This is a genomic window from Photobacterium sp. MCCC 1A19761 (assembly GCF_037389125.1).
GTDB lineage: Bacteria > Pseudomonadota > Gammaproteobacteria > Enterobacterales > Vibrionaceae > Photobacterium.
The window spans coordinates 74567-89266 of record NZ_JAZGTF010000002.1 but is presented as its reverse complement, the minus strand read 5'-3'; the positions used below and the strand labels follow the sequence as shown (position 1 = coordinate 89266).

Genomic DNA, 14700 nt, shown 5'->3' with positions numbered 1-14700 from the left:
ACGTTTGCGCAAATATTTTCACCGGTCCGTTCAGATGCGTGGTTACATCTTGGGCAAATGAAATTTTTGTCAGGCGAATTCGCCGCGCCTGTGGCAAAATCTCCTGTTTTCTCGTTTAATTTTCTTACTCACGATCAGGCTATCGTTATCTATGACCCGCTATACCCCCGAGCAGATCGCATTTATCCACCACGATGCAGGGAACGCCCTGTGCATCGCGGGGGCTGGTACCGGTAAAACCACCACGCTGGTGGGCTTGATCGAACAAAAGCTGGCGCACATACCGGCGACGGAAATGCTGGTGTTGATGTTCAACCGTGATATCCGGACCGACTTCCAGCAAAAGCTCCAAGATAATGGAATTGGGCAAGCGGTCCCGGTGCATACGTTTCACAGTTTCTGTCTTCGGTTGCTCAATCAAACCGGGTTTCTGGCCCAGACGGGGTTTCAGGTCGATTATCAAAGCGGCGAGAGTGATAAATCCCTGGTCAAGCAGGTGTTGCGCTCGATTGCCGCCGGAGAGCAGAACTATCAGCGCCAGCAGATGATCAAAGATCCCAAAACCATCGAGCTGCTGCTGAGCTTTATCGGCCTGGTCAAAGCCTATATGTTGTCGCCACGCGAAGTGTTTCAGCTGGCAGAGATCAGTCGGGACTATCTGTTTATCCTGGATGGATTTGAGCAGTTCGAATCCCTGCGCAAACAGCACCGAGTACTGTTTTTTGATGACTGGCTGGTGGAATCCGTCAAGTTGCTGGAAGACAATGTGGCGATTCGCAGCCATTATCATCAGCATTGCAAACTGGTTGTTGTTGATGAGTTTCAGGACATCAATACCACCCAGTATCGACTGCTCAAGCAGCTGCTTGGTCCGCAGACCCAGTTGCTGGCCGTGGGGGATGTCGATCAGTGTATCTATAAATGGCGGGGCAGCGCGCCGCAGTTTATGCTCAACTTCGAGCAGGATTTTTCGCCGGCGAAAACCTACACCCTGTCGCGAACCTTCCGCTTCGGCCACAGTCTGGCGCTGTCGGCCAGTCATCTGATCGCCAACAACAAGCAGCGCTTCCATGATTTTCTGACGGTTTCGGATACCGGCGTGGATGATACCCGCATCGAGGTATGCGGCACGTCACGTCAGGTCGGAGAAATTGCCCAGTCAATCCAGAAAGATCTGGCCGCCGGTGGCGATCCGTCTCAGCAGGCCATTCTGGTTCGGCGCTGGTCGCAGACCTTGCTGTTTGAGCTGGCATTTCTCAGCAAGCAGGTGCCGTATCACATGCCGGTGCCGTCTGTGCTCGCCAGTAGCCGGGAAGTGAAACTACTGATTGAGTTGATGTCGCTGGCAACCGGCCGTTATGACCAGTGGCCGGTGCCGAACAAAGGGCAGTTGCTGTTTAATCTGATGAGTTTTCCGCACTGTTATGTGCCGAACAAAACCTTGCGCCCGCTGTGCGATCAGCTGGCCGGGATGGACAGCGGTCAGTGGCTGACCTTTATCGGTCGTTATGAAAAAGCCAACAGCAACCTCAAGCTTGAAAATCTCATTGAGCGGCTGGACTTGCTGGTGCGGCTGCAACGCAAAGGCAGCTTCAAAGCGCTGGAAGTGTTTAATCAGTACCGTAACGAAAGCGGGTTGGATAACTGGATCTGGAAAACTGAAGCCACCGCCACCGAGATTGAAGAAGCGGTGGAGCGGCTCGACAGTGTCGCGACCGTGCTGGAAACTATGGATCAGCCGTGCGAGAAAGCACTGCAATATTTTGAATACTATACGCAGCAATCGGTCAATCACGACAGGGAAGCGGGCAGCCGCGGGGTACAGCTCACCACAATTTTCCGTGCCAAGGGTTGTGAGTATGACCGGGTGTACCTGCCATTCTGGGACAAAGATGCCTTTCCGTATATGAATAAATCTTCCGGCAGTATCGGGGCGGACATTGAAGAAGAACGGCGTCTGGCTTATGTGGCGATGACCCGGGCCAAGCAACAAGCGACGGTTTATTTTACCGAGCCGGAGGTCACGGCGGCGAATGCCGGTAAAGCCACCAATGCCAGTACCTTTGTGCTCGAAGCCAAAGCCGGATTAGCCAAAGAAGTCGGCCCGCTGTTGTACGAAGAAGGTGAGTTGCCGTACCACGCCTCGCCGATTGTCACGGAATACTACAAGCGACTGGGACGGGAAGCCGATGTGCAAGCACCTTGCAAAGAACCACCTAAGCAAGAGGCACCGCGTAAAGAAGCACCTGAGCAGGCGGGGCCCGCTTTGGATGCGGAAGCGTCCCATGATTTAGAGTCCGGATTGGCTATCGCCGCAGGTCAACGTGGCGGACAACCGGATTACAGCTATGGATGGGCGCTGCGCCAGCCCTTGCCAGACAATGCCACCAAGGTGCTGCAGGCGATGATCCGGACCAAAACGGCCAAGTACCTGGATGGGGAGCTGAGCCGTCTGCGTCGTGAACTGAAATCCGCCGCGGCGACCAAACAGCAGGTGCTGGTCAATCGTTTGATTGTTGCTGCGCACGCCCGCAGCCGGGTGCGGCGTTGACCCTTCTTGCTCGTCTCAAGCTCGGGCATGAAGCGAATGTTTGAGAAAAGGTACATGGGCCAGGCATACACGCCCGGCTCGTTTTTTCTCGGGGCAGGGGCTGGGGGACAAGTTCCGAAGCCGATACGAGACGTGCCGTGATGCTTGCTTTTTTCCGACCGTCGAAAGCATGGATCACACGGCATCGCAGTGCAACGTCGCTGTTTATCCGCTTGGCATCGTGAAGGATTCATTCATAAAGCCTATATTTTCGACATAAACTTTGTTACAAATACAAATCAGGGATTGAGGTTAGGGAGTGACAGTGACTTAAATTCTTAAGGTAGTATGCTATTTCTTATGCCTCAGCGTCGATGCGCGCTTTTTCTTGTCTTCTCTTGTCTGTTTGTCGGCCTTCTCATACCTGTCTTACCGGCTAAAGCAGATATTCTTCAACCTTACCTGCAAGCGCAAGTATCGCCTGTCGATCAGCTGTATCTCGAAACGTACCTCAAAGCCACGAATTGTCCGAACCGAGCGAAAGAGCAGCTCCGTCAATTGGAACGAACCCTGAAGCCGGAAGAAAATCCGGTTCGACAGGCGCTCCATCTACTGGCCTCATTACAAATTGAACTGGCAGATATGGAAGGGGGGCAGCAAGCCGATCTTTTTCTGGCGCAATTGGCGGCGTTGGGAGAGAAGAGCAAGCTCGCCTGGATTGAGGCTGAAGCCCGCTATTACCAGGGCGTGAACCTGGTGGACAGGTTCCAGTTGGAAGCCGCACAGGCAACCTTGCAGGCCGTTGAAGCGACTGCCCGTGAGCTTGGCTATGAAGCCTTACGGGCCAGGGCCCTGAAGTGGCTCGGCAATATTGATGCGGATCGCGACCGTCTTCAGTCTGCGTTGGTGTACTATCACCAGGCGTATCAGATCTTCAACAAGCAGCATGATTTCATGCAGGTCGCCAAGTTGCTCTCTAATACCTCCACGGTGTATATGCGCATGGAAGTGTGGCCCAAGGCCGAAGAATATCTGAATCGCGCGATAGAGCTCTATCATGCGAATCATTATTCCCAACCGGCGACCGAGGCGTCACTGCACATCAATGCCAGCTTGATCGATAAATACTTTGATCGGGGTGCGCAGCGGCAAGTGCATTTGCGTGAAGCACATAAACTGGCGGAGCAGACCAGTTCTTATCGCTTAAAAATGGCGACGCTATTGAATCTGGCCGACATCCAGCTGGACTTGGCGCAGAGTCGGGAGGCTTATAATAGCGCGAGCCGTTGTCTGATCATGTCCTACCGCAACCAGGACGAAAAAGGAACGCCATATTGCAATGTGCTGATGGCTTCGGCGCTGCTGCAAATGGGACAGCCGGATCAGGCGAAAACGCTGGCGCTGGCGTCGGCCGAAAAGCTGGATGAGCGCGACGATCGAAAGTTTTATCTGTTTGCCACCAAAATCACTGCCGAAAGCTATGAAGCACTGGGGGAGTATCAGCAAGCGCTCACCTATTACAAGCGATATATTGAAGATAGTCGGGATTACCTGATCGAAGCCCGGCGCCAGGCGAAGATCGTGGTCCAACAGGAGCTGGGCGCTGAGCTGGAAGAAAATGAGCTGACCTTGCTCAAGGCAGAAAATGCGCTGCAAACCGCTCGGATCGCGACTCAGAATGCCAGAGAGAATGTCTGGTTGCTGGCTGCTGTAGTCGGCACATTGGGCTTGTATATTCTGTACGGGCAATACAGCCGGATCCGTCGCCGCCATCATGATCTGGCCAAGTCCCACGCAGAGTTGGCGATCCGATCCGGTCAGGATGTGTTGACCGGCCTGTCGAATCGCCGTTTCGTGGAAAACTGGCTGCGCACGAAAGCGACCAAGCTGCGCCAGCCCCTGATGGTGGCCGTGCTGGATGTGGATCATTTTAAACGGATCAATGATACCCTCGGCCACGATGTCGGGGATCAGGTGCTGGTCGAGCTGGCCGCCAGAATGAAGCGAGCGCTGCCGGCCGACGATATGCTGGCCCGCTGGGGGGGCGAAGAGTTTGTGGCGGTGATGCGATGTGAGCCGAAGGTTGCCAGGCAGCGACTGGCGGCATTACAGCAGGCAATTATTGAAAAGCCTTTTGAGACAACTGTGGGAGAGCGGACGATCACGGTATCAATTGGGGCGACGATGGCTACATCCGGCGAGAACCTGGCGGCCGATTGGGAAACATTACTCAAGCAGGCCGACAGCGCTTTGTATCAGGTGAAGCATAATGGCCGAAACAGCTACTTGATAGCGGAGGGCCAGTGATTGGCAAGTCGTGGGGCATCCAATCAGCGTGCAGAGTGGCACGATAGGCCACTCTGCTTTGACTCAGGAAAAGCTTGATCAGCTTGTGTCAGACTGTTTGTTTCATTCTGTCTCTGTTTGTCGGCAAGGGCGCAGCAACAGTGATGGGGTTAGGGGTGGATCCGGATGGGGGTGCCGTCTGCAACATAGCTGGCGATTTCCTGGATCTGCTTGTTATTGACTGCAATACAGCCACGGGTCCAGTCGACGCCCTGATATAGCAGCGGTAGATTTTTCCCATTCGGCAGGCCATGGATGAAGATGTTGCCGCCGGGGTTTAAGCCTTGTTGGTTTGCACGGCGCTTGTCCTGTTCATTCGGATAATCTATGTGCAAGCTGAGATGATATTTGCTATTACGATTGCGGAAGTCGATGGTATACAGTCCCTCCGGCGTCCGGTAATCCCCCTGAGACTGTTTATGTCCGACCGGTCGTTTACCCAGGCTGATCGAGTATTCTTTGAAGATTTGATTATTCTTGATGAGAAATAGTTTTCTTTCAGCTTTTTTGACCAGCACCATATCGACAGTTGGGAGTGAACTGAACGCCATGACACTGTTTGAAACGAGCGCAAATAAAATTACTAATAATATTTTCATTTTTTTGTTGATATATAGGTTAATTGTTGTCTAGTGGTTTAAATTTGCATCGTTAAATGAAATGATAATTCGAAAGTTTGATGTCATCCCCTGATTTCAAAAGCTGCTCTCCTGCGTTGATTCCGAAAATATTAGTGAATTTTTAGCGCCTTGACATTGCCCTGACACAGCTGACTTTAATCAATGCTGAACCAGGGATCAATCGAAAACAGTGTCCAAAACAGGTGATTTTGATTCCAGTTTTACCGGGTTTGTTTCAAACGCTTGATCTGAAATTAGTATTTTTTTGCGCCAATCCTTGCAATTTTCTGCGTCATTAAATTGTCGTCAAATTATTGTCGTTAAAAATAGAAGAATTGGGTTTTAATGATCTGACAAATGAAATAAGTTGTTTGAATACTCAGGCTTGTGTGTCTTTTAATTTATACATTGCTTGATGTTTAATTTAGGATGAATTTGGAGTTTGAATGATTTAGATATACTTAATTTAATTGGTTGGTGAAATGAATGAATGCTATTAATAATTTCACTTTTAGTGGTTGTGTGTATTTCGATTCCTGCTTGTCTTATGAACCATTCCTCCAGAATCGATAAGCCACGGCATGCGTGAAGCGATTGGCTGAGGCCTCTCGATTAAGCCCGTCAATTCAACTTCGAATTAGGGGCAGATCGGGGGCAGGCATGAGGAAAACGTCCCGGCCTGGAGCGAGATGAACCATAATTTAACTTTGTTCGTATCAGCATAAACGTCTGGTGCGGGGACGTTCTGGTTCCGGTTGTGGTCGAAAGAGCCGGGCTAAGGGGGGACGATGGGTGAACTTGCAGTCGATCTGGCAAGATTTCAATTTGCCTTCACGGTGTCATTTCATATCATTTTTCCGGCATTTACGATTGGCCTTGCCAGCTATCTGGCGGTTCTGGAAGGTTTGTATCTGAAAACGGGCCAGCAAAAATATATCGAGCTCTATCACTACTGGATCAAAATCTTCGCCATCAGCTTCGGCATGGGGGTCGTGAGCGGAATTGTGATGAGCTATCAGTTTGGGACCAACTGGAGCGTCTTTGCAGACAAGACCGGGCCGGTGCTCGGTCCGTTGATGGGCTATGAAGTCTTTAGCGCCTTCTTCCTTGAAGCTGGATTTCTGGGCGTGATGCTGTTCGGGATGAACCGGGTCGGCAAGCGGCTTCATTTTATGGCCACGGTGATCGTGGCGATCGGGACCTTGTTCTCCGCCTTCTGGATTTTGTCGGTAAACAGTTGGATGCAGACACCGGCCGGATACGGCATGAACGCGCAGGGCCAGTTCATTCCTGAAGACTGGTGGGCCGTGATTTTTAATCCTTCCTTCCCGTATCGTCTGACGCATATGGTGCTGGCTGCCTTCCTGACCACGGCGTTTGTGGTGGGTGGGGTCGGGGCCTTTCATCTGCTGCGCTCACAGCAAAACCATCTGGCGCGAACCATGTTTTCCATGGCGATGTGGATGGCCGCGATTGTGACGCCCATTCAGGTGTTTGTGGGCGATTTGCATGGCCTCAACACCCTGGAGCATCAACCGGCCAAAGTGGCAGCGATGGAAGGGCATTTCGAGACCCATGAGGGCGCGCCGTTAATCCTGTTCGGATTGCCGGATCAAGCGAACAAGGTCGTAGATTATCAGGTGTCGATTCCGTATCTCGGCAGTCTGATCCTGACGCACTCGTTTACCGGTGAAGTGAAAGGGCTGGACGCCTTCCCTGAAGCCGATCATCCACCGGTGGCGATTGTGTTCTGGAGTTTTCGCATCATGGTCGCGCTGGGCTTTCTGATGCTGGCCGTCGGTCTGGTCAGCCTGTGGTTGCGAAAGCAGCAAGAACTGTACCATGCCGACTGGTTCCACCGGTGCTGTCTGGCGATGGCCCCGTCCGGATTTATTGCGATTCTCTGTGGCTGGATCACCACCGAGGTGGGTCGGCAGCCTTTTACGGTGTACGGGTTACTGCGCACAGCTGAATCAATTTCTCCTGTGAACGCTGCGGCGGTCAGTGTGTCGTTGGCCGCATTTGTGGTGGTCTATTTTACCGTGTTCGGCGCGGGCTTTTTCTACATGCTGCGACTGATGCGCAAGTCACCCATCAAGTACGAACGTCCGCTTGATAGTGACACCGTCACCTCGGCCACACATTCAAATCTCTAGGAGGCCATATGGATTATGCATTGATATGGTACATGCTGATTGCGATCGCCGTGTTTGCCTATGTTGCCCTGGATGGGTTTGACTTGGGGATCGGGATTTTGTTCATCGGCGGGGAGTCGGTCCAGGAGCGGGATTTGATGATGAACAGCATCGCGCCGGTCTGGGACGGCAATGAAACCTGGCTGGTGCTGGGCGGTGGCGGTTTGTTTGCGGTATTCCCGCTGGCGTACTCGGTGGTGATGCCTGCGTTGTATGCACCGTTGATCATGATGTTGCTCGGACTGATCTTTCGCGGCGTGGCCTTTGAATACCGCTTCCGAACCCATCGCGGCCAGTTCCTGTGGGACAGCTCCTTTTTTATCGGTTCACTGATAGCCTCTTTCACGCAGGGCATGATGCTGGGCACCTTGCTGCAAGGGATCACCGTGGTCGATCGTCAGTACAGCGGCGGCTGGTTTGACTGGTTCACGCCGTTCACGGTGTTCTGTGGTCTGGTGACGGTTGCAGCCTACACCTTGCTGGGGGCTTGTTGGTTACTGATCAAGTTGCCGAAACCCTATCATCGTCGCTACTACGTGACCGCCAAGCGCAGCGCGCTGATCATGGTGGCCATGGTTGCGATCCTCAGCCTCTGGTTGCCAATCTCCAATCATGAAATCGCGGCTCGCTGGTTCTCGTTCCCGCAAGCGTTGTTGTTTTTGCTGATCCCGGCTGGCTCGGGTTATCTGGTTTACTTGCTGTTCAAAGACTTGATCGAACATAAACCGGTGAAAGCGTATTTAGCGAGCCTGGGGCTGTTTTTCCTCGCCTCGCTCGGCTTTGGCGTCAGTACTTATCCTTACATTGTGCCGCACAGTCTGACGTATGCGGATGCCGCAGCGCCGGATACCAGTCTGAAGTTTTTGCTGACCGGGACTGTGTTCCTGCTGCCGTTGATCATTGCCTATACCGCTTACTCTTACTGGGTGTTTCGCGGACGGCTCAAGGAAGGCGAGGGGTATCACTAAATGTTCAATCCATGTCTGAAGCGCTGGCTATGGTTTCTGGCCCTGTGGGCCGGCGGGGTATTGACGCTGCTGGTGGTTGCGCTGTTGATCCGCTGGGCGTTGCCCGGGACATGATGGGCGCGAGCGAAGCGGGACAGGCGACTTGCCTTCGCGATAAAATTGGAGACCGAAGTCTCCATTTGTTGTTGAGCCGGACGGTGTTTCTGCCCGACTCACAGTCGTTAGGATTGGTAGGTTAGCCGAGCAGCAGCATGGCGGTTGGGATTGCCAGGAACAGGCTCAGCATGGTCCGGATCAACCAGATGATCACCAGTTTTGCCACGGTCAGCGGGATCCGGGTTGCCAGGATGCACGGGATCGAAGCGGAGAAAAACAGCACCGACGAGACACACACCACCCCGGCCGCAAAGCGGGCAATGTCGCTAGCTTCAGTCATCAACAGCGCCGGGAGGAACATTTCCGCTAATCCGGCCGCACTGGCGCGGGCCAGCGCCATGCCATCTTCCAGTCCCCAGATTAGCGTGACGGGGTAAAAGACCATGCCCAGCCAGTCAAAGACCGGCGTGTATTTGGCGACCAGCAAACCAATCAGGCCGACCGACATAATGGACGGCAGAATGCTGATGGTCATGATCAGGCCATCTCTGAAGTTCTCAACAATGCTTTTGCCCAAACTTGGTGCTTGCTCCGCGACGGTGAGACCGGTGTCCAGCGCCGTTCTCATCCGGTTGCCGGGTTCGCATTCCGGCTCACGGTGTTGCGCCTGATCATCCATGGTCGACAGCGGCGGCAGACGCACGGTGATCGCGGTGACGATGAAGGTGATCAGCAGGGTTGCCCAGAAGTAGACATTCCAGAGCTCCATCAGGCCCAGGGTTTTCGCCACGATGATCATAAAGGTCGCGGAGACCGTCGAGAAACCGGTGGCAATGATCGCCGCTTCCCGGGCGGAATACTGACCGGCGGTATACACCCGGTTGGTGATCAGCAGGCCAATCGAGTAGCTGCCGACAAAAGATGCCACGGCATCGATCGCGGAGCGGCCCGGCGTACGCCAAATCGGTTGCATGAGTTTCTGAACCAGGATCCCAATGGCTTCCAGTAACCCGTAGCTGACCAGAAACGCCAGGAAGACCGACCCGATCGGTACTATCAAACCGACGGAAATCACCAGCTTATTAAACAGAAACGGCAGCATATCCGGCGACTGCAAGGCTTGCGGACCTGTGCCGGTGATGGCAAAAATCGCCGCGATGACGCCGAGCCATTTCAGCCCCAGAAACACTGTATCTGTGGTGCTTTGCCGCCAGGATTTGGTGAACAACGGGTAGATGGCACCGGCCAGGATCATCGCCATCGCGTACCAGCTGGTTCCGCTACCGAGCCAGCTTTTGAGCAGGCTGACCAGATGATCCAGGGGAATACTGGTTTTACCGTTAAAGCTGATCGGAATAAAAAAGATAAACACACCCAGGGCACTGAGTCCGAACAGCCGAAAATAGTTGCGGCTGTGTGCCTGTGATGCTGCATTGGAATTTTCCATAACACCTCCTTGTTTATTGATTAAAATGTATATACAAAAACGCGCTATTGTTACAGTTCTGTTTTATTTATGTGATCGATGTGACTAAAAACTCGATTTCCCCCACGAAATTAATGGTGATACAGTAAGCAATTGACTTGATTTGTATACTCAGATAAGGAAAGGATCAGTGCGGATGAAGGTGAGTTGCCATTGCGGAAATATTCAAATATCGGCGGTGCCCGCTATTAACGTTCAGGCCGTGAGCGTTCGGCTAATGTCGATTGAAGGCACGCTGGGCGCTATCACCACACAAGGAAACATTCGGATATGACTTTGGAAACATCGACCGAGGCTAAACCCAAGATCCGTAGCTATGTTGAGAACGACTTTTCAGACATTCAGAATATTTATGCATTGTGTAAGCCTGAAGAGTTCGCCCATGAAGTGGGGAAAATTACCTCCCGGGCATTGGCAGATGACCCGGTCCGTCTGGCGCAGTTCCTCAACTCTGATGTTTATGTCATGGAAATCAACAACAGTGTCGTAGGGTTTATTACGATATCTCAGCAAGAAATTGGCTGGTTATATGTCCATCCCGGTTTTCGCCGCTTGGGGCTGGGGCGTGCTTTATTGGCGCATGTCATGACTTTGTTTCAAGGCCAGGCACTGACGTTAAATATCGTCAAGTCCAATCGGCCAGCACTCCGTCTCTACTTACAGCATCAGTTCAACGTGGTCGATGAATTTATGGTTCAGGTGAATGGCCAGCCAGTGGAAGTGTTGAAGTTGATCCAGTCTATCCACTAAGAAGGAATGGAGATTAATTGCTTCGCGTCGTTGGGGCGTAATCTGGCTTATCAATTCATGAATGCAAGGATGCCAATTTGGAAATAAAGATCAGAAGAAGTAAAGTGACCGACTATGTGCGAATGAAAGAATTCGATGAGTTTGCAGGCGATCGGCGAATGGATATGGAGCGTGGCGAACTATTTATAGCCGATCTGGGCTCAATCCCTTGCGTAGGATATTTGAAATTAACCAGTAATGAGTTTTTTAACAAGCCGCTGATCTCACTGGTGAATACGCATCCTGACTATAGAGGGAAAGGGATTGGCGCTGCGTTGATTCGGTCTGCGGTAGCACAGGCGGGTTGGCATAAGGTTTATTCAACAACCGAGGAAAGCAACACCCGGATGCAGTCCCTATTTGAATCGATTGGATTTGAGAAAGTCGGCACCATTTGCGACTTCAACTTCGATGGGGAAGCAGAGTGGGTCTATTGCTACACCGTTGACGGTAAATAATGCTTCTTTGGGGTGAACGACCATCGCGCGTATTTGCGAAGCTGCCTCTGTAAATCATGGTATTGAAATTGAGTTGGGGAAAATCATGAGCGTCATGAAAAGCTATGAGCCGCACAACTTACCGTTGTTGATCGATAACAATCAGCGGGCGTATGATCTATTTCTGGCGCAGTCCGATGTGATCTCGTTGAGAAAAAATGAAGATTATCTCCGTATTGAAAGCGCAAGCTGCGTGCCAATATTGAATGGGGTGCTGGCGGCGGACCTTAGTACGCCTGATGCCGAAAGTCGTATTGATGACATCTTGGCGATTCTTAAATCTCGACAAAAGAGCTTTTGCTGGAAAGTATGGTCTTCATCGAATTTGCCGGATTTGGGAAAAAGACTTCATTCTAAAGGACTCACCCTTGCTTCAGAATGTCCGGGGATGGCCGCTGAGCTTTCAGCGCTGGATCTTGATTCGAAACCGTTAGAGAAATTGACGATCAAGCCCGTGGATACGGAACTGGGGTTAAGAGAATGGATTGCGACCTTGTTTGATGGGTTTCAGTTCAACCGTGCATTGAGACCGATTTATCAGCAGATGCTAACCGATGCCGGCTTTCGTGATCCGGTCAAACATTATATCGGTGTTTATGATGGGAAGCCTGTTGCGACAGCGAGTTGTTTCTTCAGTGACGGGGTGGTTGGTGTGTATTGGGTCTCCACAAAGCCCGATTTCAGAGGCAAAGGAATCGCTCAGAAGATGATGCGCGTGATCTTGCGAGATGCCCTCCGTGATGGTTATCAAGTGGCTATTTTGCAGTCCTCGGAGCAAGGTTTTCCGCTGTATCAGAAGTTAGGATTCACACAGTTTTGTAAAAACATCCGCTATGAATGGCGGGTATAGATTCAGCCAGAACTCAGCAGTATTTTGAGTGCCGGGACGATTTTGGCCCGACACTTTCGAACAGGAGATTTTACATGGACAGGGCAGTTCAAACCCGATTTAACGATTATCCGCCAACCGTTCAACCTTTACTCGAAAACTTGCGGGCGCTGATTTATCAAATCGCCGAGGAATATGCGTTGGGGGAGGTTGAGGAAACGCTCAAGTGGGGAGAGCCGAGTTATACCGTCACTGCCGGGAGCCCTGTGCGCATCGACTGGAAACTGAAAACACCGCATCACTATTACCTCTTTTTTAACTGCCAAACCAAGCTGGTGGACACCTTTCGGGAACTGTATGGCGAGAGCTTGGTATTTCAGGGGAACCGGGCAATTGTCCTGAGTCTGTCTGAGCCGTTGCCGGAGCAAGCCATCAGGCATTGTCTGCAATTGGCGATGACTTATCACAAGATCAAACACCAGCCACTTCTGGGTGCATCCCCTTCAACGGTTATTTGATGCCCCGATTTAAGTTGAGTTACTTTTTGATGGCGCAGGACGCGCTCCGGCACACATAAAGCAGAATGGAAGCCTGAAGTGAGATGAAACGATGTTTAGTCGGTTTGATCGGTATCGCCGTCCTTGTGATTGCGGCATATATTTCATTTGGCCTGTATCGCAATGCGCTGTTGGCCACCAACATCGCCCACGGGAGTTATCCCAAATGTTTTGACGACCCGTCTCTTGTGCATCAAACGGTGAACGGGTGGGGGAGCGCTGCTGAGTTCGATATCCGGTTTGTCGCCCAAGGCAATGGCGACTGCTACGCCCCGAAATTTCCGTCGGTTGAAGTCTCGTCAGCAGCGGTGACGCATTGGCTTCATATCGTGACCACCACCGGACAGAAACAGCTCACCGGCAGGCATGCCTCATTTGGCGCCCAAGATGATCTCTGGACTTTTGTCGATGTCGGCGCGCAGGAAAAAAGAGATAAGAGTATTCCATTTTACAGTCTGGGTCCGGTGTTCAGAGACAATCCCGGATGGCAGGTCGCGCCGCATATGGATTTAAACTGGCAGGGAATGTTGTTTGGATTAACGGAACGTCATGGCGTGTTGTATCCGGTGGGCGGGGTTTCCTGGGGTTTTCATTTGGCGCCGTGGGCGCTATTGCCTGCTGCAATAACACCGCTCTCGCTGGATCCGCAAGCATGGCTGAATGTGGTCGATTTACTGAATCAGGAATATCCGGATTATCAGTTTAGCCGGGAAGTTGTAACGATCCATGCTGAACCTTCAAGCTAACGCGTTGAAGTTAATTTATTTTCTGGAGGTTGCTGGATCTCATGGTGCCTGTTTATTTGCACAGTATTCGTGTGTATGATTATCCGCCTGAACAAGGAGTGATCAATCATGACATTAAATATTGTTGAACAATTACCCAGTGCAGAAATGTTCTGTGCATTACGAGTGAAAGCCGGCCTGTCCGCAAAATCCCTGCAGGCGGCAACCATCGGATTACCGAATTCCTTGTATGGTGTTTCAATTTACGATGGCGAAGCCCTTGTTGCGATGGGGCGTGTCGTCGGTGACGGCGCCTGTAATTTTGAGGTGGTGGATGTAGCGGTGGACCCGCACTATCAGGGACAAGGCTTGGGGCGGCAAATCATGATGCATATTGACGGCTATCTGGCTTCCGTGGCCCTTGAGGGGTCTTATGTTTCCATGATTGCGGACGAACCGGTGTTTTATGAAAAACTGGGATACAGAATGGTTGCGCCGTCGAGCCATGGGATGACGAAGAAATTTGTGCCGAACTTGCCATCGTCCTGATTGGCGAGTGCGGCGTTCCGGTCAGTACCAAACAAGGAAGTCAAATGAGAATTGTGAAAGCATCCCGGGCAGAAATAGTCCAAGTGTCGGCTTTGTTCGATGGTTACCGTCAGTTCTATGAACAGGCACCAGACCTCGACGCGGCCACGACTTTTATTGAAGCACGTTTAGAACATCAGGATTCGGTGATCTTTCTGGCGTTGGCAGACGATGGTGAGCCGCTGGGCTTTGTTCAGCTGTATCCGTCGTTTTCATCAGTGGCGATGAAAAGCATGTGGTACCTCAACGATTTATTTGTGGCGGATTCGGCCCGCGGCCAGGGGGTCGCCCGGGCTTTACTCAAGCATGTCGAGTCCTTTGCTAAGGAGACTGGGGCGCTGACGGTGAAATTAGCCACTGCGGTATCGAACGTAAAGGCGAAGGCACTTTATGAATCGGAAGGCTATGTGAAGGTGACGACTTTTGATCACTATACGCAGCGTGTCAAATCAGCCTGATTCTCATGCCGAACGG

Annotated in this window: 13 protein-coding genes; 11 read left to right on the top strand and 2 right to left on the bottom strand. The window is 51.8% G+C overall.

All coding sequences use genetic code 11. The annotated features are described in order from the left end of the window. The first annotated feature begins 151 nt into the window (after nt 1-151). Both VV869_RS03145 and VV869_RS03140 read left to right on the top strand, forming a co-directional pair. The gene (locus VV869_RS03145; RefSeq protein WP_337733535.1) at nt 152-2551 is read left to right on the top strand and encodes an ATP-dependent helicase; all 2400 of its coding nucleotides are present in this window, start codon (nt 152-154) and stop codon (nt 2549-2551) included. A 339-nt stretch (nt 2552-2890) separates the two neighbouring features. Beyond that, entirely contained in the window at nt 2891-4837 is a 1947-nt protein-coding gene (locus VV869_RS03140) for a tetratricopeptide repeat-containing diguanylate cyclase (RefSeq protein ID WP_337733534.1), read from the top strand. Between the two features lie 149 nt (nt 4838-4986). Here the strand turns inward: VV869_RS03140 and VV869_RS03135 are convergent, their stop codons facing one another. Continuing rightward, complete coding sequence (locus VV869_RS03135) at nt 4987-5427, bottom strand: L,D-transpeptidase family protein (RefSeq protein ID WP_337733533.1); 441 nt, start codon at nt 5425-5427, stop codon at nt 4987-4989. Between the two features lie 857 nt (nt 5428-6284). On the opposite strand from VV869_RS03135, the gene VV869_RS03130 reads away from it, so the two are divergent. Then, nucleotides 6285-7652 carry a cytochrome ubiquinol oxidase subunit I gene (locus VV869_RS03130; RefSeq protein WP_337733532.1) on the top strand — a complete coding sequence of 456 codons (1368 nt, stop codon included), beginning with the start codon at nt 6285-6287 and terminating at the stop codon, nt 7650-7652. 8 nt (nt 7653-7660) lie between these two features. Next, nucleotides 7661-8659: a cytochrome d ubiquinol oxidase subunit II gene (cydB, locus tag VV869_RS03125; protein WP_337733531.1), complete on the top strand. Its 999-nt coding sequence runs from the start codon at nt 7661-7663 to the stop codon at nt 8657-8659. A gap of 235 nt (nt 8660-8894) precedes the next feature. Here cydB and VV869_RS03115 read toward each other — a convergent pair whose 3' ends face one another. Beyond that, nucleotides 8895-10202 carry a YjiH family protein gene (locus VV869_RS03115; RefSeq protein ID WP_337733529.1) on the bottom strand — a complete coding sequence of 436 codons (1308 nt, stop codon included), beginning with the start codon at nt 10200-10202 and terminating at the stop codon, nt 8895-8897. A gap of 309 nt (nt 10203-10511) precedes the next feature. Here VV869_RS03115 and VV869_RS03110 point away from each other — a divergent pair, with 309 nt between their 5' ends. The 7 genes from VV869_RS03110 (at nt 10512) to VV869_RS03080 (ending at nt 14684) form a co-directional block, all read left to right on the top strand. Then, on the top strand, nt 10512-10991 hold the full coding sequence (locus tag VV869_RS03110) for a GNAT family N-acetyltransferase (RefSeq protein ID WP_337733528.1): 480 nt from the start codon (nt 10512-10514) through the stop codon (nt 10989-10991). Nucleotides 10992-11068: 77 nt separating this feature from the next. Then, entirely contained in the window at nt 11069-11488 is a 420-nt protein-coding gene (locus tag VV869_RS03105; protein WP_337733527.1) for a GNAT family N-acetyltransferase, read from the top strand. An 85-nt stretch (nt 11489-11573) separates the two neighbouring features. Continuing rightward, a complete protein-coding gene (locus VV869_RS03100; RefSeq protein ID WP_337733526.1) occupies nt 11574-12377 on the top strand; it encodes a GNAT family N-acetyltransferase in 804 nt (267 codons plus the stop codon). A gap of 74 nt (nt 12378-12451) precedes the next feature. Continuing rightward, nucleotides 12452-12874 carry a DUF1801 domain-containing protein gene (locus tag VV869_RS03095; protein ID WP_337733525.1) on the top strand — a complete coding sequence of 141 codons (423 nt, stop codon included), beginning with the start codon at nt 12452-12454 and terminating at the stop codon, nt 12872-12874. An 83-nt stretch (nt 12875-12957) separates the two neighbouring features. Next, entirely contained in the window at nt 12958-13659 is a 702-nt protein-coding gene (locus tag VV869_RS03090) for a hypothetical protein (protein WP_337733524.1), read from the top strand. Between the two features lie 108 nt (nt 13660-13767). Continuing rightward, nucleotides 13768-14187, top strand: coding sequence for a GNAT family N-acetyltransferase (locus tag VV869_RS03085; RefSeq protein WP_337733523.1), 420 nt, complete (start codon nt 13768-13770; stop codon nt 14185-14187). Between the two features lie 44 nt (nt 14188-14231). Beyond that, nucleotides 14232-14684 (top strand): GNAT family N-acetyltransferase, encoded by a 453-nt coding sequence (locus tag VV869_RS03080; protein WP_337733522.1) that lies wholly within the window; start codon nt 14232-14234, stop codon nt 14682-14684. Nucleotides 14685-14700 lie beyond the last annotated feature (16 nt).